Source organism: Desulfosarcina widdelii (assembly GCF_009688965.1).
GTDB classification, from domain to species: domain Bacteria; phylum Desulfobacterota; class Desulfobacteria; order Desulfobacterales; family Desulfosarcinaceae; genus Desulfosarcina; species Desulfosarcina widdelii.
The window spans coordinates 2,674,867-2,696,223 of the sequence record NZ_AP021875.1 but is presented as its reverse complement, the minus strand read 5'-3'; the positions used below and the strand labels follow the sequence as shown (position 1 = coordinate 2,696,223).

Sequence of the window (21,357 nt, the reverse complement as noted above, 5' to 3'; positions counted from 1 at the left end):
AATTACAGCATAACGCTTGTTTTTTGCATAATGTTGATTTCAGGCCTTTTTTGTCCGTTTCTTTCCAGCAGATGAATCCAACGGTCATAACGGTAAAAAGAGTAACCGAAAGGGAGCGTCAAAAGACCATGAATGAAAATTTTGATTGGCGGGTGATAAACGAAGAAAATGCACAGACGTAAAGCGAATTTGCACCCCGCTCCCATGGACTATATGAGAGCGCCGATTCCGCCGGGAGGAAACAGGGCAGGGGAAAAGCTTTCAGCCGCAACTATGGTGAAATAATTACGGCTTGAAGCTTTTTATACGCAGGAGTAAACAAAATGGGTATTCCCCCTGTGGTGGGGATTGGCCGAACCGAACGCTATCCGTTGTCACGCTCGAAGGTTTTCATGAAGTCCACCAAAGATTCCACGGCGGCCAGGGGCGTGGGGTTGTAGATGGATGCCCGGCATCCGCCCACGCTGCGATGGCCCTTGAGCCCGCCCATGCCGTTTTTCAGGGCGGCGGCCACCAAGGCGGCTTCCAGTTCTTCGCTGGGCAGGCGGAACGTGACGTTCATCAACGAACGGCTGTCCTTGTCCGCCGTTGCCCGGTAAAAATCGCTCTGGTCGATGAAGTCATAGAGCAGCCCGGCTTTTTTCCGGTTCAGTTCCTCCATTTTGCCCAGCCCGCCGATGGTTTCCTCCAGCCATTTGAGCACCAGTTGCACGGTGTAGATGGCAAAGCAGGGCGGGGTGTTGAACATGGAGTTTTTATTGGCATAGGTGCTGTAGCGCAGCATGGTGGGAATGTCCCCGGGCGTGCGGGCCAGCAGGTCGTCCCGGATGATGACCAGGCAGACGCCGGCCGGTCCCATGTTCTTCTGGGCTCCGGCATAGATCAGCCCGAACTTGTCCATGTCCAGCGGTCTCGAAAAGATGTCCGAACTCATGTCCGACACGATGGGCGCACCGCCGGTATCGGGAAACTGGGCCCACTGGGTTCCCTTGATGGTGTTGTTGGATGTAATGTGGGCATAGACGGCATCCGGGGTAAAGGCAATCTCTTTGGGGATGTAAGCGAAGTTGCGGTCTTCGGAAGAGGCCACCACGTGAATCGATTTGCCCTGAATCTCGGCTTCTTTGATGGCTTTGGTGGACCACGTGCCGGTGTTTACGTAATCGGCCGAATCCCCGGCGCCCAGCAGGTTCATGGGTACCATGCAGAACTGCATGCTGGCCCCGCCCTGGACAAAGAGCACATGAAAGCGGTCGTCCAGTTGCAGGATCCGTTTGACCCGTGTAACGGCATCGTTGATGACGTCGTCGAACCATTTGGAACGGTGGCTGATTTCGGTGACTGACATCCCGGAGCCGGCAAAGTTGAGAAACGATTCCTGGATTTCTTCCAGCACCGGCAGAGGAAGGGCCGCCGGTCCGGCATTGAAATTGTAGATTCTGTCCGCTTTCATCGGTGTTAACCTCCATTTGGAATAAGTCAGGGGCGCGGTGGTTCGGCCCGGTAAACGCCGGAATAGGCCTATGTAACCTGTACTTCTACCGATAGAAACCGATGGATGTCAACTTGTAACCGTAATCATATCGTGATTTTGGTTCAATTATCGGCAAACCGGACAATCCGGTTGCAATACAGGCTTTCTGTGCTACTTTGCTATAATAGTAGAATACAGGGGCCGGATGGCTGCAGCCGAGTAATTTTCACATGAACGATACTGCGTTGGAACAAAAAACTGCCGATTTCACCATTTGTCATGAGTGCGATGTGCTGATGCGTCTGCCGGATGGACCCGTTTCGTCCGCCTTGAGATGTCCGCGCTGTTCTTCTCCGGTCAAAGGTCATGGTTCGGCCGAAATCGCCAGACCCCTGGCGGCTGTTGCGGCGGGCCTGATATTTTTCTGGCCGGCCAATTTCATGCCCATCCTGCACATGTCGATTTTGGGCATCGAGTCAAACCACACCATGATCGGTGCCGTGCGCGTGATGGCCGAGGGGAATATGGTCCCGGTCGCATTAATGGTTCTTTTCTGCAGCGTATTGGCGCCGCTTCTGGAATTTTCACTGCTCGGCATCGTATTGGCGCAGGTGGCCCTGGGACGCAATATTTTGTTGCTGCCCAACTTTTTCCGGTTCTACTCTCACCTCGATTCCTGGGCCATGCTCGAAGTTTACATGATCGGTTTGCTGGTATCGGTTATCAAATTGATCGGCATGGCCTCTGTAACACCCGGTATCGGCCTGGTTTGTTTTGTGGGAATGATGCTGGCCAGCATCGCCGTGAAGGTCACCCTGGACCGCCACGGTGTCTGGAGAAAGATTGAAGCCATATGCAATGGTTAAGCGCCAAATCCGTGGGCCTGACCCAATGCCCGGTGTGCCACAAACGGTTGCGCTGGCTGGCCCGCAGCCCTAATTTCAAGCAACGCTGCCCACGCTGCGGAGCCGGCGTTCGCCAGCGTCACTACGGCAGCGTCGGCCAGAGTTGGGCGCTCACCCTGACCGCGCTGATTCTTCTGATCCCGGCCAATTTGCTTCCGATCATGACGGTCTCCCAGTTCGGTGAAGGGCTGCCCTCCACGATCATGGGCGGCGTCGTTCTTCTGTTGCATCACGGCATGATCCCCATTGCCCTGATTGTGTTTATCGCCAGTATTGCCGTGCCGTTTCTGAAAATCAGCGGCATCGTCGTACTGCTCCTGTCGGTTCAGTTCAGATGGCGAATCAGCCGTCGCCAGCGAACGTTGATGTATCGTATGGTGGAGTACATCGGCAAATGGTCCATGCTGGATATTTTCGTCATCGCCATCACCGCCAAACTGGTGGACATGGGTAAAATCGCCTCCATCGAAGGCAATGCCGCGGCCGTCTATTTCGGACTGGCCGTGGTGATGACCATGCTGGCGGCCATGGTTTTTGACCAGCGTTTGATATGGGATTCCCCACCAACCTCGGGATAAAAATATGGAGAGACCAGATGAGTGAAACCAATGCCGTCGATCCCCAAGCTTTACCAGAAGCTGCTCCCGAAACCAAACGCCGCATTTCCATCATTTGGCTGCTGCCCATCATTGCGGCAGCAATCGGCGGCTGGCTGTATTATGACAGCATTGTCAATGCGCCGATCAAGGTGGTGGTTCAATTCAAGACCGCCGATGGCATCGCGGCCGATAAAACAAAGGTGCTTTACAAGGGGCTTCCGGCCGGCAAGGTCAGTGCGGTCGCACTGAGCCCGAAAGGCGATGCCGTTGAAGTAAAAATCGAGTTCGACCCTGAACTCGAAAACCTGATTCGCCAGAATACCGAGTTCTGGCTGGTGACGCCCACGGTGAACATGACCGGTATTACCGGTCTGGAAACCATTGTTACCGGCAACTATATTGCCATGCGGCCCGGTGACGGACCGCCGGCGTCCACATTCAAGGCGCTGGATGGTCCGCCGCCGCTGGACGAAAACACTCCCGGTTTGCACCTGATCCTGACATCACAAGAGCAGCCGTCGGTTCAATACGGAAGCCCGGTATACTATCGACGCTACGAGGTGGGGTCCGTACAGACCCTTGCCATTGCCGAGGACAAGCAATCGTTTACGATCGGCATCCACATCCTGCCGGAATATCAGAACCTGGTGACCAAGGAATCCCGATTCTGGGACGCCAGCGGCTTTCATGTTTCGGGAAGTATTTCGGACCTGGATATCCGCATGGAATCGTTAACCGCCATGCTCAGGGGTGGCATTGCCTTCGACACACCGGATCCGGGTGAGACGTCGACACCTGCCGAAAATATGGAAACATTCAAACTCCACAAAGATTTTGAAGAAGCCCAGAGCGGAATTGCGATTTTCATCCGGTTCGCTACCGGTCAGGGCCTGAAAGCCAGAAGCACCAGAGTCCGCTTCAAGGGAATTGACATCGGCGTGGTGGAACGTATAACCGTGCTGCCCGATCTGTCCGGCGTCACCGCCATGGTTATGATGGATCCGCAAAGCAACCGGGCGCTGCGGGAGGGTACCCAGTTCTGGCTGGTATCTCCCAAGGTCAGCCTCTCCGAAGTATCCGGACTCGAAACCCTTGTGGGCGGGACCTATATCGACATGAAGCCGAATCTCGACGGAAAAGCGGCCCGAAATTTCGTTGCACGGGACAAGGCTCCGGGAGAAACGGCCGATCCGGGTCAGCTTGAGATCATCCTGCAGGGAGAGCGTCGCGGGTCGCTTAAAGCCGGATCCCCGGTCTATTTTCGGCAGGTTCAGGTGGGTGAAGTCTCCGATTACGAACTGGCCTCGACCGGTGATGCGGTCAATATATACGTGATTATCTATAAAAAGTATGTGCCGCTGGTGCGTGAAAACAGCGCCTTTTTCAATGTCAGCGGAATGGATTTCGGGTTGTTCTCCGGGTTGAAAACCGAATCTCTGGAAACCCTGGTTGCCGGCGGGGTGGCTTTTGCCACGCCTGAAGGCGACGCCATGGGCAAACCGGCGAAAAAGGGCCACATCTTCCAGCTTCATGACAAAGCCCGGGGGACGTGGCTCCGATGGGCGCCGCAAATTCCCCTGAAATTGAAGAAGTCGCCGCCCAGGAAAGAATTCCCGAAACCGTCGGCGGAAACATCCCCGGCGAACCCGCAGAGGCCGCAGCCATAGGCAAAATCGCGGGGCAGTATCCTTTAAAAGGAAATCATAATGGGAAATCATCATCCTAGTGTATTGTATTTATCTCATGGAGGCGGTCCCTTGCCGTTGCTCGGTGATGACGGACACACCGAGATGGTCGAAAACTTAACCGGTTTAGCTTCGAAGATGGATAAGCCATCCGCTATTGTCGTAATCAGTGCGCATTGGGAAGAAGAAATCCCCACCATTACTTCGGCGGCAAATCCGCCACTTCTTTACGATTATTACGGATTTCCCGAAGAATCGTATCGCATCGAATATCCGTGCCCCGGTGAACCCGCTTTAGCGAAGCAAATCGGAGAAATGTTCAGCCAATCAGGGATACAAAACCGGCTGGACGATCAAAGAGGCTTTGACCACGGAGTGTTTGTTCCTCTTAAAATCATGTTTCCCGATGCGGATATTCCCTGTATTCAGATATCCTTGCTTAAAAGCCTGAACCCTGCCGATCATATCCAAATCGGATCTGCGCTTTCCGGCATAAACGATGATGGACTGCTGATTATCGGTTCAGGCTTTTCTTTTCATAATATGAGGGCGTTTTTCGAACCGGAAACCATTGACGGCAAGGCAATGAATGGAGCCTTTGAACAATGGTTGATCGATACATGTTCCAATCCGGACATCGGCGAATCCGAAAGAGCCGGCAGATTGGAAAATTGGGAAAATGCACCCCATGCAAGATATTGCCACCCGAGGGAGGAGCATTTGCTGCCATTGCATGTATGCTATGGCGTTCGTCAGGCGTTTTGTAACGAATTTTTTGAGTTGAAGATTCTCAATAAAAAATCAAGTATGTATCTTTGGTAAATCAAGGAGATATAAGAAAATGTTCGATTATTCCCTGGTCCATTGGGCTGCGTTTTTTTCAGCCGCCGTTTTGCTGAACCTCTCTCCGGGTCCGGATATGGCCTTCATTCTCGGCCAAACGGCCAAAGGCGGTGTGCGGTCAGGCTTTTCTGCGATGTTCGGTATCTGGACGGGTGCCTTTGTCCATGTCCTTTTTGCGGCACTCGGCCTGTCCGCCATTCTGGCCACTTCTGCCGTCGCCTTTTCAATGGTGAAATGGATCGGAGCGGCGTATCTCATCTGGCTTGGCATACAGGCGCTGCGCTCCAAAGGATCCATTGTCTCTGCCAACGGCCAGGTTTCTCCTAAAGGAATGATGAGAATATTCCAGCAAGGCGTATTGGTCGCGGTCCTGAATCCCAAGGTCGCCATTTTCTTCCTGGCATTTTTGCCGCAATTCGTGGAAGTCGGTGCGGGGCCTGGCCGTGCGCAACTGTTTCTGCATGGTTTTCTGATTATTGTCGTTGCCGCTTTTGTCGAGCCTCCATTGATTCTGGCTGGCGGCAAATTAACCGGTTATCTCAGCAGAAATAAAACCGTGTCGCGCTGGATGGATCGCGGTCTCGGTGCATTGTTTGTTGGCTTGGGGATTAAATTGGCAACGAGTGACCGCATCTAGTGCCCATCCAGAAATAGTTGCCTTCTGGATGGGCACTATTTACGATTTCCGCAAAGGGAAGAGTACTTACTCCTCCCTCGGTCATCGAAGATTAGTATTTGACCCGCGGACTTAAAATGGGGTAGAAGCTGCTCCTGTTTAAGATCAAAAAGTTCCATAACAAGGAGGAGTTTTGCCGACCCCAGAACGTCTGAATGAGATATTTGCGGACAAGTTGCCAGGTTGCCTCGGTATTGTCGTTACCTCCATCAGTAAAGCCGAAGTCAGGGCCGAAATGGAAATCAATCAAGCGAACATCGCCCCGAACGGATTTCTCTTTGCCGGCAGCGTGGTAACGCTGGCGGATACATCCTGCGGCAACGGATGCCTCGCCAATTTGCCCGAAGGTGCGTCAGGATTCACTACCATCGAACTGAAGTCCAACCACCTGGGAACCGCTCGGGAGGGAACCATTGCCTGTGTCACGCATCCGGTTCACATGGGGAGAACCACGCAGGTATGGGATGCTGTTGTAAGCCACCGGCAATCCGGAAAAACGATTGCATTGTTTCGGTGCACCCAAATGATTTTATATCCGCAGGCTGATCTCAACCAAACAGTTCTCCTGTAGAGAGATGTCGGATTCCCCTTGGAAAGGAAACGTTCCATGAAGATATTTAACTACCCGTCCACTGCGGCGGAGAAGAAACTCAAAGACATCGTCGGGCGGGAGATCGACTTCAGGAAAAAGGACGTCCAGGCCGTCACCCGGATCATCAAGGATGTCCGGCAGGACGGGGACAGCGCCCTGATCCGCTACACCCGGGAGTTCGACGCCCCCAAGATGTCCGAAAAGGCCTTGGCGGTCACCCCGGAAGAGATGACGGCGGCCGGCAAGCAGGTTGATCGGGCCTTCATGCGGGCGCTGAATCGCGCGGCCGCCCAGATCGAATCCTTTCACCGCCAGCAGTTGCCGAAATCGTGGATCGACACCCGGCGTTCCGGCACCCTTCTGGGCCAGATGGTGAATCCCGTGGATGCCGCCGGCGTCTACGTGCCGGGCGGCAAGGGCGGTACGACCCCGCTGGTTTCCTCAGTGCTCATGGGCGCCATTCCAGCCAGAATTGCCGGTGTGCCCAAGGTGATCATGGCCACCCCGCCCACCCCTTCGGGAGAAGTCGCCCCCCAGCTTCTCGTGGCTGCCAAAAAAGCCGGCGTGGATGTCGTCTACAAAATGGGCAGCGCCTGGGCCATCGGTGCTTTGGCCTACGGTACCGAAACGGTCCCCCGGGTCAATGTGATCGTCGGTCCGGGGAATATCTACGTCACCCTGGCCAAGAAATTGGTGGCCGGTACGGTGGGCATCGATATGATCGCCGGCCCCAGCGAGATCCTGGTGATCGCCGACGATACGGCCGATCCGGCATTTACCGCCGCCGATCTTCTCAGCCAGGCGGAGCACGACGTGCTGGCCTCGGCCATTCTGGTTACCCCTTCGGCGGAGCTGGCCCGTGCGGTGAAAACCGAAGTGGAGACTCAACTGGAGCCGCTTCCCCGGGTCGATATCGCCCGTCAGAGCCTGTCCGCTTTCGGCGCCATCATGGTGGTCGAGAACCTGGAAACGGCCATCGATCTGGCCAACCGCATCGCCCCCGAGCATCTGGAACTTCAGGTGGCCGATGCCATGGACGTGGCCCCGAGACTGCGCAATGCCGGAGCCATCTTTTTGGGAAACTACACGCCCGAACCGGTGGGCGATTACGTGGCCGGTCCCAATCATGTTCTGCCCACGGCAGGCACGGCGCGTTTCTCTTCCGCCCTTTCCGTGGACCATTTCATGAAAAAAACCAGCCTGATCCGCTACTCGCCGGAAGCTTTCAAAAAAGACGCCCGCGATATCATCTGCCTGGCCAATGTGGAAGGGCTGGGAGCCCACGCCAACGCGATTCAGGTGCGCCTTAACACCAAAGGATAATCGATTATGGAAATCGTCGATCTGCGTTCCGACACCATCACCCGGCCGACGGAGGCCATGAGAAAAGCCATGGCCGAAGCCGAGGTGGGGGACGATGTGTTCAAGGAAGACCCTACTGTCAACCGGCTGGAGGAGATGGCGGCCCAACGGATGGGAAAGCCGGCAGCCCTTCTGGTTTCTTCGGGCACCATGGGCAATCTGGTGTCCCAACTGGCCCACTGCGGGCGAGGGAGTGAAACTCTTCTGGGCGACCAGTCCCATGTGTTTTTCTACGAACAGGGAGGTGCCTCGGCCTTGGGGGGCATCCACCCGCGCACCCTGGCCAACGCCGAGGACGGCACCATTGCTCTTGATGTCATTGAGGCCGCCATCCGCCCCGACGATGTTCACTTCCCCCGGTCGCGGCTGATCATCCTGGAAAATACCCACAACCGCTGCAACGGCGTGCCGCTGACACCGGCCTACACCCGGTCCGTGGGCCAACTGGCCGCCCGGCACGGCCTGAAACTACACATCGACGGCGCACGCATCTTCAACGCCGCCGTGGCCTTGGGTGTGAATGCGGCCGAACTGGCGGGCCCGGCGGATTCGGTGACCTTTTGCCTGAGCAAGGGCCTGGCCGCTCCGGTGGGGTCGGTGGTCTGCGGGGATGAGGACTTCATCGCCGAGGCGAGAAGGGCGCGAAAATCCGTAGGCGGCGGGATGCGCCAGGCAGGCATCATCGCCGCTGCCGGTATCGTGGCGTTGACCGAAATGGTGGATCGTCTGGCCGAGGATCATGCCAACGCCCGGGCACTGGCCATAGGCCTGGCACAGACGCCCGGCCTGCAGATCGACCCTGAACGGGTCACCACCAATATTGTCTACTTTCGCGTGGTCCAGGAAGGCATGGATGCCCCTTCCCTGGTGGCCCGGCTGGCCGACAGGGGCGTACTCGTGCTGCCGACGGCGCCGGACCGGATGCGGGCCGTACTCAACTATCATGTGACCGCAGATGATGTGGACCGGGCGCTGGCGGTGTTTCGAAAGACGATGGGTACCTGATGACGGACTCGTAAAAAGTCGAAATTATCATATTTTCGTCATTCCGGCATAGGCCCGGAATCAATACTTTCTGGATGCCCCGGATCAAGTCCGGCATGACGAGTTTGGTACTTTTTACGAGCCCGTCAATACTATAAAATAAAAAAAGGCGACCTGACAGCTTCAACGAGCCAAGCAGGTCGCCTTTTGAAATTTTGCGCGGTGGGTACTTACACAGCGTCTCTTAACTTCTTGCCCGGTTTGAATTTCACAACGTTGGCGGCTTTGATCTTGATGACTTCGCCGGTCTGGGGGTTGCGTCCCTTGCGGGCTTTGCGGCGTACCTTCATGAAGGTTCCGAAGCCCACCAAGGTCACTTTGCCGTCTTTTTTCTTCAGGGCTTTGGCGACATTGCCGGTAAAGGAATCCAGTGCGGCGGCGGCGGCAACTTTGGTGATGCCGGCGTCGGCTGCCATTTTCTCAACGATTTCAGCTTTGGTCATCTTTTCCTCCTTTGATGGGTGTGAAACGGAACCTAATAATTTACGCTTATGTTGTGGCATTACAGCAATTTTTAAAGCGTGTCAACAGCGAAACCCCATGAAACAAGGGTTTGGGGGAAGAAAAAGGGTCTCAGTGCTTGAAACTGCGCTGTCCAGTGTAAACCATCGTCACCCCGGCCTCATTGCAGGCCTCAATCGACTGGTAATCGTTGGTCGATCCGCCGGGCTGCACCACCGCAGTGATCCCTTCGCGGATGCCCACGTCTACTCCGTCCCGGAAGGGAAAGAACGCGTCACTGATCATGGATGCGCCGATGAGCCCGCCTTTTTCGGCGGCCACCCGCGTGTCGATCTCCGCTTTTTTCTCCTTGTCGTCCAGGTCGTTGTAAGGGGTCTGCCAGGCTTCAAAGCTGTAACGGTCGGCCAGTTTGCGGTAGGCTTTGTCCCGGGCGATCTCGGCCACCCCTACCCGGTCCTGCTCGCCGGTGCCGATACCGACGGTGACCAGATCCTTGACATAAAGTACTGAATTGGATGTGACCCCCGATTCGACGAGCCAGCCGAACAGCAGGTCGTCATATTCGCTCTCCGTGGGCATGCGGTCGATCTGGTAGGTTTTGCCGTTGGCTTCGCAACTGGCCGGCTTCAGGTCTTCCTTGGTGCGTGTCTGCGGCACGAAGGACCACTGGGCGATGATGCCGCCGTCGATGAGACTTTTGAATTCGACGCAGCGCTTTCCGACAAACTGCTGCAACCGGTCGATATTGCCGATGCGGATCACCCGCAGGTTCTTTTTGCGAGCAAAAATGTCCATGACCCCCGGCTCGAAATCCGGGGCCACGACCACCTCGGCGTACTGGCTGCAGATCGCCTCGGCGGCGGCCTTGTCCACGCTGCGGTTCAGGGCGATACAACCGCCGAAGGCGGCCACTCGATCTGCGAGGTTGGCCTTGACGTAGGCCTGTTCGAGGGTTTCGGCCTGGGCCACGCCGCAGGGATTGTTGTGTTTGACGATCACCGCCGTGGGCCGGTTCGTGAAATAGCGCAGGATATTGAGCGAATTGTCCGCGTCGGTGAGATTGGTCTTGCCGGGGTGCTTTCCGGACTGCAGCAGTTCAATGTCCGATGCCAGGTACTGGCCGGGCTGAATGGTCTCGATCTCGCCGAGAACCAGGTTGCCGTTGACCATGCGGTACAGAGCGGCTTCCTGGCCGGGGTTTTCACCGTAGCGCAGCCCCTTCTGGACGCCGTCGATGGTCCAGGTGACCTTCTCGTAAAAAAGGGTCTGCCGCTGTTCATGATCGACAAAGCTGATCTCCATTTGAGGGGGAAAGTGGTCGTCCATGATGGTGCGGTACATTTTTTTCAGGTCGTCAGCCATTTGGATTCCTCGTGGTTGGGTTCGTTAAGTTGGTTGAGTATGTTGAGTCCGTTATTGCTTCCCGAAATTGGACTGCCTGAGGTCGGAGGCCGGAAGTCAGAGGTCTGAAGTCTGAAATCGGAAATCCGCCTTCATAAATCATACTCCTTCTCGATATCCGCAAAGGCCGTGTCGGCAAAGTAGCCGGCAATGGTCGTATCGTAGGCGGCCGTGTGAGCGAAGGCCTTGCAGGCCAGGCGGTAGCGCAGGGCCAGGGAAACGCGGCCGCCGCCGGCGGCCATCTCGTCGGCAATGGAATCGTAGTCGCCCGGATCGACTACCGAAGCCACGCGGATAAAGTTCTTGGCCGAGGCGCGGATCATGCACGGACCGCCGATGTCGATGTTGCCCCGGGCCTGCTCCGGGGTGACGCCGGGCTTGGCGATGGTTTCCTTGAACGGGTAGAGGTTGACCACCACCATGTCGATGGGCACCGCCTGTGTCCGGGTGAGGTCTGCCTGATGGGCGTCGTTGTAAGTTTCCGTGAGAAGTCCCAGGTAAATCTTGAAATCCAGCGTTTTTACCAGGCCGCCCTGGGTTTCCGGCTGACCGGTGTAGTCGGACACCTGGGTGAGGCAGCCTGTTGCCCGGTCACCCAGGATTTCGTTGAGCCGGGCAAACGTGCCGCCGGTGGAAAAGATTCGCAGTTCCGGATTAACCGACAACAGCCGGGGAACGAAGGTTTCCAGGCCGGTCTTGTCTGAGACGCTGATCAGGACATGCTTCACACGGACCCGGTTATCGATTTTCTCTACTCTGTTCATTGTCATGTTGTTTGCACCTCCAATGCTATCCAGCCAATTTTGCTGTTCTTGTAAGTCGAGTTCCAGACGACTTTGTAAAAAGCTTCTCACGAAGTCGTCATTTTTCCCCTTCGTATTCCTCCAGAAATCGGTCGAAAAAATCGGCCATGAACCGATGCCGCTCTTTGGCCAGGCACCGTCCGGCGGGGGTCAGGATGCGCTCGTGGATTTTGGACAACTTCACCAGGTATTCCCGGTACCCCGTGTCGTCGCTGGAGTAGGCCGGCGCCTTTGTCACATCGACTTCAGGGCTGTGCAGCCGTGCACCGAGTTCGCCGGCAAACAAAAAGGCCCGCGCAATGCCCACCGCACCGATGGCATCCAGTTTGTCGGCATCGAAAACCACGCGAGCCTCCAGCGTCCGCGGAAATTCTCCACGGCGGAAGCGGTGGGCTGCGATGCAGTGGATGATGTTTTCCCGCCGGCGGTCGGCTATTTTAAAGGCTGCCAGCATCTCGCGGGCCATGGCCGCACCTTTCTCGGCATGGCAGAGGTGGCCGTTGGACCGGTCCTGGTAAGCACGGCCGATGTCGTGCAGGTAGGCGGCCGCTTCGGCCACCAGCATGTCCGCCCCTTCGGCGGTTCCGATATGCCGGCAAAGGCGGTGTACCCGCAGGGTGTGGTCCCAATCGTGGCTGCCCCTGGCCTGTGAGAAGTGTGCCCTGGCCTGATGACGGATGTCGGCCAGCAGATCCGACTCGGATGCGGTCAGGGCCGCTGCGTCCATTTCGTGCGCGGGGGAATAGGGTTTGGGCATGAGCTTCATTTTCTCACGGCTTTCATTCGATGGACATAATTCCTTCCCAGCGCTGGTACGCCGTATTCGTGGGCAGCCCCCTGGATTCTACCAACCGCACGATTTCCGGGTCGTCGAACCGCAGGTAGGGGTTGACGGCCCGCTCCTCTTCGAGGGTCGAAACCACGTGGCTCTTGTCGTAGCGGGCCGCATAACGGTCGATGGCTGCGTTGTCGGGAGTCAGGTGTCGAGCGAATGCCAGCGATTCGGCGACATAGTCGTGGCCGGCGTACACGCGCATGGTTCCGGGGTAGTCCATGAGCAGGCAGATGGATCGGTAGAAAGCCTTCAGGTCTCCCGAAAAGCAGTTGCCCACGGTCCCGTTGAACAGGGTGTCGCCCGTGATCAGAAAATCCCCGGCGGCAAAGGTTACCGAATCCATGGTGTGGCCCGGGGTCAGGCGGACGGTTACCGCCTCACCGTTCAGGTCAATGGTCTGGCCGTCGGCGAAATCCCGGTGGTCAAGGTAGTCGGCACCAGTGGCTTTCACCAGCTCGCGGGTACCGACGGTGTGGTCGCCATGGCCGTGGGTGTTGGTGGCCAGTTCCAGCTTCAGCCGGTTGAGGCGCAAAAAGGCGAGTATCTCCTGAACGGCGCCGCCATCGATGGCCAGGGCACTGTCGCCGGAATAGAGCAGATAGCCCAAGTTGTCCCTACCGTAAAAAAATTGCTCGATTTTCAATGGTCCGGTTTCCGCTTGGGGTTTTATTTGTCGCTACACCTTCGGGGCAGGAGCGCACATGGCTGAATATCGATATCGGAAACCGTCGATCCAGGCAACCAAAAAAAGTACCCGTTCACGGGGTTGGAATACCCAATGTGCCGCAACTGCCTGATCGGTAAGCGTTAACGGGGTGCCGTAGATGTGAGGCGCCGGGCACGCAGACGGTTGGGTCAACCTTCAGTGCCCGGGAACAAAGCAGATGCGGTACCCCGTTAACGCTTACAAAAAAACGTCCGGGGAGGCACGAAAGCCGCTCTTCGGGCGCATGCCCATTTTTAGAAGATAATGGGGATTTTTGCTCCACTTTGCTCCACGCCGTTGACGACCCGGTTTTTTTGTGCTTAACTTTCAAAAATTATTGATAAAAATTTCCTCCGAAATACAAGTTTTTTCTTGACACAAACCAAAATTTGTACTTTTATCCAATGAAAGTGGATTGAAGTGGATGATAATGGTGACACATGTTTCGGGGAAGCTCCTTTCATACCATCGACCCAAAAGGGCGAATCATCGTTCCGACGCGCTTTCGTGAAGTGATCAAAGAAAGCGGGACGGACAGTATCATGATCACCCGCATGGACAGCTGTCTTTTTGCCTATGCCCATGACCGGTGGGCCGAACTGGAACAGAAAATACTTCATCTTCCCGAAAAAAGCGAGGAGATGCGCCGCTTTCAGCGCTTTTTTATCGGCGGCGCCCAGGACTGCAAGTGTGACGCCCAGGGGCGTGTGCTGATTCCTCCTTTTTTGAAGCAGTACTCCGAACTGGAGAAGGAGATCGTCCTGGTGGGCGTGCTGGACCGGTTCGAGATCTGGTCCCGGGAAAATTGGGACCGGGAAAACGGGCTGCAGCAAAAGGATATGGGCAACGAACAGGTGCGGCGCGAGATTGCCCAACTGGGGATTTAGCCCGTGTCCGGCTACCATGTCACTGCCATGCCCCAAGAGGCCGTGGACATGTTGGCCTGTCGGCCGGGGAAAACGATCGTGGACGGTACGCTGGGTGGCTGCGGCCACGCGCGGCGTATCTGCGAGCGGATTGCGCCGGACGGTGTCTTTGTCGGCGTGGATCAGGACCTCGATGCCATCGATCATGCCCGCCGTGTGCTTCCCGCGGACGAATTGCAGATTCATATCGTCCATGGCAATTTCGTGGACCTCCCGTCCATCCTTTCTCGACTGGGAATCGAATCCGTGGACGGAATTCTCATCGATATCGGGCTTTCGCTGCACCAGATCGAGGCCAGTGACCGCGGGTTCAGTTTTATGCGGGACGAACCGCTGGACATGCGCATGAATGTCGAATCCAACGTGACGGCAGCCGATCTGGTGGCCACGTTAAGCGAAAGGGAGCTGGCGCAGACCTTCAGCCGCTATGGCGAAGAACGATGGGCCGGGAAAATCGCTCGCCATCTGGTCGCTGCCCGGCAGAAACAGCCCATCGCCACCTCCGGTCAGCTTTCCCGTCTGGTGGCCGAAGCCGTTCCCTCCGCCGCATCCCGATCGCAGCGGATCCATCCCGCCACCCGCGTATTCATGGCGCTGCGCATTGCCGTGAACCGGGAACTGGAGGTTCTGAGGGGCTTTTTGGATGTGGCCGTGGATCTCCTCAAGCCGGCCGGCCGGCTGTGTGTGCTCGCATTTCACTCGTTGGAGGATCGGATTGTGAAGCATCGTTTTAGGGAGATGGCCAATCCATGCACCTGCCCGCCGTCTTTCCCCCATTGCACCTGCGGGCGGCGACCAACGGTGCGCCTGCTGACGCGCAAGGTGATGCGGCCTTCCGATGCGGAGATCCAAAGCAATCCCATGGCACGCAGCACACGGCTTCGAGCCGTGGAGAAGTTGTGATGGCCGGGGCGGTGAAACGTGCGGCCCGACCGATGAGCCGGCGCGTGGATACGAGCGCAAGCCGTTCGAAAAACCGTCGGGTCCGAAAACCGCAAAAAGCCATGACCGGCGTCTGGATCGCCCTGATGGCGCTGTTTTTCCTGCAAGGCCTGTTTTATGTCTGGTGCCGGGTTCAATGTGTCAATGTCGGCTACGCCATCGAACAGGAGAAGAACCGTCACGAAACGCTGCTCAAGGTGCGCAGCACGCTGAACATCGAACTTGCCCGGCTCAAATCGCCGGAGCGAATCGAAACCATTGCCAGAACCCGGTTGGGCCTGGTTATGCCGGACGCCCAACGGACGGTGAAACTGCCATGACAACGACCAAGGCGACGACTCGCACACGGCTGCGGGCCGGCATCGTGGGGGGGATTTTTTTCATGGCCCTTACGGCCATTTGTGTCCAGGCCGTGCGGCTGCATGTGTTCAGGGGGGCCTGGCTCTCCGAACGGGCCGCCGGCCAATACGAGCGCTCCATGGTGGTCCAGGGCAAGCGCGGCACCATTTTCGACCGTAACGGCAGCCCGCTGGCGGTGAGTATCGAAAGTGTGTCCATTGCGGCCCACCCGCATATGTTTGCCGACCGCCAGGCGGCGTCCGTTCGGCTTGCCAAAGCCTTGGGGCAACGCCATCGGGAAGTATACGCAAAGCTGAATCCCAAACGATCTTTCGTGTGGCTGAAACGTCAGGCCATCCCCAGCCAGGCAGAAGCGGTGCGAAAGCTGGAGATGAAGGGCATCGACCTCATCACCGAGCACAGCCGCTACTACCCCAGCAAGACCCTGGCGGCGCAACTGGTCGGTTTTTCCGGTATCGACGGCCACGGCCTAGAAGGATTGGAGTTTTATTTCGATGCCGATCTCAAGGGCCGGGAAAAAGAGATCACCGTTCTCAAGGATGCCAACAACGACCGGTTCGAAGGTGTCGGAGAACTTCCGCCGACCGAAGGCAACAATGTCGTGCTGACCGTCGACCGCACCATCCAGCACATTGCCCAGAGAGCCCTGGAGTCCTCGGTGAGTGAATTCAAAGGGCGTTCAGGAATGGCGATCGTCATGGCCCCGGCCACCGGAGAGGTTCTGGCGCTGGCCCAGTATCCGTTTTTCAATCCCAACCGTTTTCGGAACTACGGGCGGGAGCTGTGGCGCAACCGGGCTGTCACCGATCCTTTCGAACCCGGATCGACGATGAAGATTTTCAGTGTGGCCGCAGCCATCGACAAGGACATCTGTTCGCCTTCCACGATTTTTTATTGCGAGAACGGCGAATATCGCATTGGCAAGAACGTGATTCACGACACCAAATCCCACGGCTGGCTTTCGCTGCAGCAGATCGTCAAATACTCGAGTAACATCGGGGCCGTCAAAATGGCCGAAAAGCTCGGTGCCCAGCAGCTTTATGCCTACCTGCGAGGTTTCGGATTCGGCCAGCGCTCGGGCATCGCCTGTCCCGGGGAGACCGTCGGTAGCCTGAGCAGCTTCAAAAACTGGTCGGCCATCGACACTGGTGCCATCTCTTTCGGTCAGGGCGTTTCGGTATCGGCCATCCAACTGGCCGCGGCCGCATCGGCCATCGCCAACGACGGTGTGCTCATGAAGCCGATGCTGGTGAAAGCGGTAACGGACCGTAAAGGAAGAACAGTCAAGTCCTATGCCCCCCAGAAGGTGCGGCGAGTGATTTCCGCGCAGACGGCCAGGACGGTGCGCCGCATCCTGAAAACCGTCATTACCGAGGGCGGTACGGGCGTAAACGCGGCTCTTGAGGGGTACAGCGTTTGCGGCAAAACCGGCACGGCCCAGAAGATCGACGACAGCGGCACCTATGCCAAGGGGCGCTATCTGGCCTCCTTCCTGGGATTCGCTCCGGCAGATCATCCGGAGCTGACCATCCTGGTGATCGTCGATGAGCCCGGCGACCAGAACTACGGCGGCATCGTTGCAGCTCCCGCTTTTCGCCGGATCGCTCTGGAAACCCTGAGTTATCTCAATATCCCCCCGGGAACCGACGCCGACCGGTTGCGGGTGTCCCGGGGCAACAGGGCCAAAGGATGAAGCTTTCAACGCTCACGGATCGGATGGACGTCCTTTCCACCACTGGTGGGGAGCGATTCGGGGACCCGGAAATCACGGCGATTTGCTACGATTCCCGCAAGGCCTTCCCTGGGGCCTTGTTTGTTGCCGTGGAAGGGCTGGCTTTGGACGGGCACCGGTTCATCCCCGATGCGCTTTCCAGGGGGGCCGTCGCCGTGGTTTGCAGCCAGCCGGTGACGGCGGATGCCGTGGTGGTTCGCGTGGCGGACTCCCGGGTGGCCCTGGCTCAACTGGCCTGCCGGTTCTACGGTCAGCCCTCCCGGGAGATGACCCTGGTGGGCGTCACCGGCACCAACGGCAAGACCACCGTCACCTATCTGCTGGAACAGATGCTGATACAGGCCGGCAAACGTCCCGGCGTGGTGGGAACTATCAATTATCGCTATGCGGACCAGGTTTTCGACAATCCGGTGACCACGCCCGAATCGCTGGAACTGCAGGCCATTTTGAGGCAGATGGCCGATGCGGGCGTTACCCACGCGGTCATGGAAGTCTCGTCCCATGCCCTGGACCTGCATCGGGTGGAGGGCTGCCGTTTCGATCTGGCGGTGTTCACCAATCTGACCCAGGATCATCTGGACTACCACGGCGATATGGACCGCTACTGGGCCTGCAAGAAGCGGCTGTTCACCGAATTTCTCAAACCCGTGGACAGCGAAGTCCCCGTGCGGGCCGTGGTCAACACGGACGATCCCAAGGGAAGGGAACTGGCCGGGATGTTGGACAGTGCGGCCCTGCGGACGGCGGCATACGGCGAGGGAGACTTGACGCCCCTGGGCGTTGTCCGGGATCTGGCCGGCATTCGCGGCGCTATCGCTTCTGCCTATGGAAAGATCCCTTTCGAATCGCCACTGGTGGGCGATTTCAATCTGGAAAACATTCTCAGTGCCGCCGGCGCGGCCCTGGGGTTGGGCATTCCGGTTGCGAATATCGCCGCCGGAATCGATGCCACTCCCTGTGTGCCCGGCAGATTGGAGCGGATCGCCGATAACACTGGGAGGACCGTTTTCGTGGACTACTCCCACACCCCCGATGCACTGGAAAACGCCATCACGGCCCTGCGCAGCCTGACCTCCGGCAGGATCGTCACCGTATTCGGCTGCGGCGGGGACCGGGACAACAGCAAGCGGCCGATCATGGGCGAGATCGCCGCCCGACTTAGCGATTTGGCGGTGGTGACCTCGGACAATCCCCGCAGCGAGGATCCGCTGGCGATTATCGACCAGGTAGAGGTCGGTGTGCGGCGAACCGGTAACCGGCGTTTTTCCGCCCAAGACTTTAGTGAGAACTTGGATGAGAAATGGACCGGCCCCGGATACCTGGTGGAGCCGGACCGCATGACGGCCATCGCCATTGCGATCCGACTGGCAGGACCCGGTGACGCCGTACTGATTGCCGGCAAAGGACATGAAACCTATCAGATCCTGGCCGACAAGACGATCCATTTCGACGATCGCGAAGCCGCCCGGAAGGTGCTGGCTGCAGGCCATACAGGAGCGTGAAACCGTGACATCCTACAGGTGGACAATCCGCGATGTGCTGACCGCCACCGGCGGGTCACTGGTTTCCGGAACCGATGGCCGGGAATTTGCCGGCATAGGAATCGATTCGCGCACCATCGAATCGGACCGTATTTTTTTGGCCATTGTCGGCGAGTCTCACGATGGACACCGGTTCGTGGCCGACGTGCTGTCAAAAGGGGGCCAGGGGTTCGTGGTGGCTGAGGACCAGGCGGTCGATTTGCCCCTGGACCGGATGCGGGCATCGGGGGCAGCATGCGTGACCGTGGCGGACACCACCGTGGCCCTGGGCGATCTGGCCCGGTTCAATCGCAACCGGAAACCGCTCAAGGTCCTGGCGATAACCGGCTCCAACGGCAAAACCTCGACCCGCATGCTCACCGAGCAGGTGTTGTCCGGAAAATATGCAACCCTGAGTACCCAAGGCAACCTGAACAACCATATCGGTCTGCCACTGACGCTTTTGCGGCGGGCGCCGCAGCACGAAGCCGCCGTTGTCGAACTGGGGATGAATCATCCCGGCGAGATCACCCGTCTGGGAGGGATCTGCCAGCCGGATGTGGGAATTATTACCAATGTCGCCCCGGCCCATCTGGAGGGCCTGGGAACAATGGACAACGTGGCTGCGGCCAAAGGCGAACTGCTGACCACCATTCGATCCGGCGGAACGGCCATCCTCAACGCGGACGATGTCCGGGTGGCGGCCCTGGCCGATGGTTGTCCCTGCCGGGTCCTTTTTTTCGGAATTTCTGAACGGTCCGGAATCCGGGCTGAGAACGTCCGTCCGGATGGAAAGGGGCTGGTCTTCACACTGATCACGCCGTCGGGCGAGGTCGACATCCGTATGGCCACGCCGATGCAGGCCATGGTGGCCAACGCCCTGGCCGCGGCGGCGGCAGGCGAGGTTCTGGGCATATCCCTGGACCGCATCAAGGACGGGCTGGAAGCATTCTCGCCCGGTGCCGGGCGAATGGCCATCCGCGAACTGGAAGGCGGCATCCGGCTGCTGGACGATACATACAACGCCAATCCGGGATCCATGGCCGCGGCCATCGAGACCCTGGCGGCCATGCGGGCCGACGGTCGCACCCATGCCGTGCTGGGGGACATGCTGGAACTGGGCGACCTGTCCCACCTCCTGCACCGAAAGATAGGCCGGGCGGTTGGCGAAGCCGGCATCGACCGGTTGTATGCGGCCGGGCGTTTCGCTTTCGAGGTGGCCGAAGGGGCCAGAGAAGGGCGGATGACCGATGATCGTATCTTTGTCGGCACCAAAGCCGAAATTATCGAGCTGTTAAGGGAAGAGCTGCGAGCGGGCGACCAGATCCTGGTGAAAGGATCCCGCGGTATGGCCATGGAAGAAGTGGCGGAAGAAATCGTCCGTTGGACAACAGAAGGAACCCGATGATCTATCACCTTTTATATCCGCTGCACACCACCATCGCGGCCTTCAATGTGTTCCGGTACATCACCTTCCGGACCATTTACGCCAGTCTTACGGCCTTTTTCATCTGCTTTCTGCTGGGACCCTGGGTGATCCGGCGCCTTTCCGCGATGCAGGTCGGGCAGTACATCCGAGAGGAAGGCCCCAAGGAGCATCAGAAAAAGGCCGGTACCCCGACCATGGGCGGCGTTCTGATCATCTTTGCCGTGACCGGCGCCACGATGCTTTGGGCCGATCTGACCAACCGCTATGTGTGGATCACGCTGCTGGCCACGCTGGGATTCGGAACCATCGGCTTTATCGACGACTACCTGATGCAGGTGAAAAAACGAAATTTGGGCCTCACCGCCCGCCAGAAAATGGCCCTCCAGGTATTGCTTGCATTGCTGATTGGCCTGCTGGCCTATCTGGTTCCCGACTTCTCCACCAAGCTCAGCGTGCCGTTCTTCAAGCGCCTGACCCCGGACCCGGGATGGGGCTACATTCCCTTTGCCGCCCTGGTGATCGTGGGCGCTTCCAATGCCGTCAACCTGACCGACGGCCTGGACGGTCTGGCCATCGGTCCTGTGACCATTGCCGCCACGACGTATATGATTTTCGCCTATGTGGCCGGCCATGCGCGTATTGCCGAGTATCTGCAGATCACCCCGGTGGCGGGCTGCGGAGAGATTACCGTCTATTGCGGCGCCCTAGCCGGTGCCGGGCTGGGCTTTCTGTGGTTCAACGCCTACCCGGCACAGGTCTTCATGGGTGATGTGGGTTCCCTTGCCATGGGGGCCTCTTTAGGGACGGTGGCCGTGATTACCAAACAGGAGATCCTGCTGGTGCTGGTGGGCGGGTTGTTCGTCATCGAAGCCCTTTCGGTGATTTTTCAGGTGGGGTTTTTCAAGATGACCAAGGGCCGCCGCATCTTCCGTATGGCGCCTTTGCATCACCACTTCGAACTGAAAGGATGGCCCGAGCCCAAGGTGATCGTGCGCTTCTGGATTATCGCCATTGCGCTGGCTTTGGTTTCCATGAGTACGTTGAAGTTGAGGTAGGGGCGG

21 protein-coding genes are annotated in these 21,357 nt (G+C 57.8%); 15 read left to right on the top strand and 6 right to left on the bottom strand.

Annotation, left to right across the window (positions count from 1 at the left end; translation table 11 throughout):
• Nucleotides 1-364: 364 nt before the first annotated feature.
• On the bottom strand, nt 365-1,453 hold the full coding sequence (serC, locus tag GN111_RS12705) for a 3-phosphoserine/phosphohydroxythreonine transaminase (RefSeq protein ID WP_155304101.1): 1,089 nt from the start codon (nt 1,451-1,453) through the stop codon (nt 365-367).
• A 266-nt stretch (nt 1,454-1,719) separates the two neighbouring features.
• Between serC and GN111_RS12700 the strand changes: the two genes are divergently transcribed.
• The 8 genes from GN111_RS12700 to ltaE all read left to right on the top strand — a co-directional run bounded on the left by GN111_RS12700 (nt 1,720) and on the right by ltaE (nt 9,141).
• Entirely contained in the window at nt 1,720-2,340 is a 621-nt protein-coding gene (locus GN111_RS12700; RefSeq protein WP_170302253.1) for a paraquat-inducible protein A, read from the top strand.
• Complete coding sequence (locus GN111_RS12695; protein WP_155304099.1) at nt 2,328-2,957, top strand: paraquat-inducible protein A; 630 nt, start codon at nt 2,328-2,330, stop codon at nt 2,955-2,957. Before GN111_RS12700 ends, GN111_RS12695 begins: the two co-directional genes overlap by 13 nt.
• Nucleotides 2,958-2,974: 17 nt before the next feature.
• Nucleotides 2,975-4,645 carry a PqiB family protein gene (locus tag GN111_RS12690; RefSeq protein WP_170302252.1) on the top strand — a complete coding sequence of 557 codons (1,671 nt, stop codon included), beginning with the start codon at nt 2,975-2,977 and terminating at the stop codon, nt 4,643-4,645.
• 39 nt (nt 4,646-4,684) lie between these two features.
• Nucleotides 4,685-5,485 carry a DODA-type extradiol aromatic ring-opening family dioxygenase gene (locus tag GN111_RS12685; protein ID WP_155304097.1) on the top strand — a complete coding sequence of 267 codons (801 nt, stop codon included), beginning with the start codon at nt 4,685-4,687 and terminating at the stop codon, nt 5,483-5,485.
• 19 nt (nt 5,486-5,504) lie between these two features.
• Complete coding sequence (locus tag GN111_RS12680; protein WP_155304096.1) at nt 5,505-6,143, top strand: LysE family translocator; 639 nt, start codon at nt 5,505-5,507, stop codon at nt 6,141-6,143.
• 172 nt (nt 6,144-6,315) lie between these two features.
• Complete coding sequence (locus tag GN111_RS12675) at nt 6,316-6,753, top strand: PaaI family thioesterase (protein ID WP_155304095.1); 438 nt, start codon at nt 6,316-6,318, stop codon at nt 6,751-6,753.
• Nucleotides 6,754-6,789: 36 nt separating this feature from the next.
• Nucleotides 6,790-8,097 carry a histidinol dehydrogenase gene (gene hisD / locus GN111_RS12670; protein WP_155304094.1) on the top strand — a complete coding sequence of 436 codons (1,308 nt, stop codon included), beginning with the start codon at nt 6,790-6,792 and terminating at the stop codon, nt 8,095-8,097.
• Nucleotides 8,098-8,103: 6 nt separating this feature from the next.
• Entirely contained in the window at nt 8,104-9,141 is a 1,038-nt protein-coding gene (ltaE, locus tag GN111_RS12665; protein WP_155304093.1) for a low-specificity L-threonine aldolase, read from the top strand.
• Between the two features lie 209 nt (nt 9,142-9,350).
• Here ltaE and GN111_RS12660 read toward each other — a convergent pair whose 3' ends face one another.
• The 5 genes from GN111_RS12660 to GN111_RS12640 all read right to left on the bottom strand — a co-directional run bounded on the left by GN111_RS12660 (nt 9,351) and on the right by GN111_RS12640 (nt 13,324).
• A complete protein-coding gene (locus tag GN111_RS12660) occupies nt 9,351-9,623 on the bottom strand; it encodes an HU family DNA-binding protein (protein ID WP_155304092.1) in 273 nt (90 codons plus the stop codon).
• 130 nt (nt 9,624-9,753) lie between these two features.
• Nucleotides 9,754-11,004, bottom strand: a complete 1,251-nt coding sequence (locus tag GN111_RS12655; protein ID WP_155304091.1) for an IMP cyclohydrolase — start codon at nt 11,002-11,004, stop codon at nt 9,754-9,756.
• A gap of 131 nt (nt 11,005-11,135) precedes the next feature.
• Nucleotides 11,136-11,813, bottom strand: coding sequence for a hypothetical protein (locus tag GN111_RS12650; RefSeq protein WP_155304090.1), 678 nt, complete (start codon nt 11,811-11,813; stop codon nt 11,136-11,138).
• Between the two features lie 91 nt (nt 11,814-11,904).
• Nucleotides 11,905-12,603 carry an HD domain-containing protein gene (locus GN111_RS12645; RefSeq protein WP_231715731.1) on the bottom strand — a complete coding sequence of 233 codons (699 nt, stop codon included), beginning with the start codon at nt 12,601-12,603 and terminating at the stop codon, nt 11,905-11,907.
• A 22-nt stretch (nt 12,604-12,625) separates the two neighbouring features.
• A complete protein-coding gene (locus GN111_RS12640) occupies nt 12,626-13,324 on the bottom strand; it encodes a hydroxyacylglutathione hydrolase C-terminal domain-containing protein (protein WP_155304089.1) in 699 nt (232 codons plus the stop codon).
• 503 nt (nt 13,325-13,827) lie between these two features.
• Here GN111_RS12640 and mraZ point away from each other — a divergent pair.
• From mraZ to mraY, 7 genes are read left to right on the top strand one after another with little or no spacing between them, the layout of a single operon-like run.
• On the top strand, nt 13,828-14,274 hold the full coding sequence (mraZ, locus tag GN111_RS12635; RefSeq protein WP_155304088.1) for a division/cell wall cluster transcriptional repressor MraZ: 447 nt from the start codon (nt 13,828-13,830) through the stop codon (nt 14,272-14,274).
• Between the two features lie 3 nt (nt 14,275-14,277).
• A complete protein-coding gene (rsmH, locus tag GN111_RS12630; protein ID WP_155304087.1) occupies nt 14,278-15,216 on the top strand; it encodes a 16S rRNA (cytosine(1402)-N(4))-methyltransferase RsmH in 939 nt (312 codons plus the stop codon).
• Entirely contained in the window at nt 15,216-15,575 is a 360-nt protein-coding gene (locus tag GN111_RS12625; RefSeq protein ID WP_155304086.1) for an FtsB/FtsL family cell division protein, read from the top strand. Before rsmH ends, GN111_RS12625 begins: the two co-directional genes overlap by 1 nt.
• Nucleotides 15,572-17,308, top strand: coding sequence for a peptidoglycan D,D-transpeptidase FtsI family protein (locus GN111_RS12620; protein WP_155304085.1), 1,737 nt, complete (start codon nt 15,572-15,574; stop codon nt 17,306-17,308). The genes GN111_RS12625 and GN111_RS12620 overlap by 4 nt, the downstream gene beginning before the upstream one ends.
• Nucleotides 17,305-18,849: a UDP-N-acetylmuramoyl-L-alanyl-D-glutamate--2,6-diaminopimelate ligase gene (locus tag GN111_RS12615; protein ID WP_197740543.1), complete on the top strand. Its 1,545-nt coding sequence runs from the start codon at nt 17,305-17,307 to the stop codon at nt 18,847-18,849. The genes GN111_RS12620 and GN111_RS12615 overlap by 4 nt, the downstream gene beginning before the upstream one ends.
• A 4-nt stretch (nt 18,850-18,853) precedes the next feature.
• Nucleotides 18,854-20,275, top strand: coding sequence for a UDP-N-acetylmuramoyl-tripeptide--D-alanyl-D-alanine ligase (locus GN111_RS12610; protein WP_170302251.1), 1,422 nt, complete (start codon nt 18,854-18,856; stop codon nt 20,273-20,275).
• Nucleotides 20,272-21,351, top strand: coding sequence for a phospho-N-acetylmuramoyl-pentapeptide-transferase (gene mraY, locus GN111_RS12605; RefSeq protein WP_155304083.1), 1,080 nt, complete (start codon nt 20,272-20,274; stop codon nt 21,349-21,351). The genes GN111_RS12610 and mraY overlap by 4 nt, the downstream gene beginning before the upstream one ends.
• Nucleotides 21,352-21,357 lie beyond the last annotated feature (6 nt).

Coding starts and splice junctions, on each gene's coding strand:
- serC (WP_155304101.1), bottom strand. CDS start 1,453: ATGAAAGCGGACAGAATCTACAATTTCAATGCCGGACCGGCGGCCCTT.
- GN111_RS12695 (WP_155304099.1), top strand. CDS start 2,328: ATGCAATGGTTAAGCGCCAAATCCGTGGGCCTGACCCAATGCCCGGTG.
- GN111_RS12690 (WP_170302252.1), top strand. CDS start 2,975: ATGAGTGAAACCAATGCCGTCGATCCCCAAGCTTTACCAGAAGCTGCT.
- GN111_RS12685 (WP_155304097.1), top strand. CDS start 4,685: ATGGGAAATCATCATCCTAGTGTATTGTATTTATCTCATGGAGGCGGT.
- GN111_RS12680 (WP_155304096.1), top strand. CDS start 5,505: ATGTTCGATTATTCCCTGGTCCATTGGGCTGCGTTTTTTTCAGCCGCC.
- hisD (WP_155304094.1), top strand. CDS start 6,790: ATGAAGATATTTAACTACCCGTCCACTGCGGCGGAGAAGAAACTCAAA.
- ltaE (WP_155304093.1), top strand. CDS start 8,104: ATGGAAATCGTCGATCTGCGTTCCGACACCATCACCCGGCCGACGGAG.
- GN111_RS12660 (WP_155304092.1), bottom strand. CDS start 9,623: ATGACCAAAGCTGAAATCGTTGAGAAAATGGCAGCCGACGCCGGCATC.
- GN111_RS12655 (WP_155304091.1), bottom strand. CDS start 11,004: ATGGCTGACGACCTGAAAAAAATGTACCGCACCATCATGGACGACCAC.
- GN111_RS12650 (WP_155304090.1), bottom strand. CDS start 11,813: ATGACAATGAACAGAGTAGAGAAAATCGATAACCGGGTCCGTGTGAAG.
- GN111_RS12645 (WP_231715731.1), bottom strand. CDS start 12,603: ATGCCCAAACCCTATTCCCCCGCGCACGAAATGGACGCAGCGGCCCTG.
- mraZ (WP_155304088.1), top strand. CDS start 13,828: ATGTTTCGGGGAAGCTCCTTTCATACCATCGACCCAAAAGGGCGAATC.
- GN111_RS12625 (WP_155304086.1), top strand. CDS start 15,216: ATGGCCGGGGCGGTGAAACGTGCGGCCCGACCGATGAGCCGGCGCGTG.
- GN111_RS12620 (WP_155304085.1), top strand. CDS start 15,572: ATGACAACGACCAAGGCGACGACTCGCACACGGCTGCGGGCCGGCATC.
- GN111_RS12615 (WP_197740543.1), top strand. CDS start 17,305: ATGAAGCTTTCAACGCTCACGGATCGGATGGACGTCCTTTCCACCACT.
- mraY (WP_155304083.1), top strand. CDS start 20,272: ATGATCTATCACCTTTTATATCCGCTGCACACCACCATCGCGGCCTTC.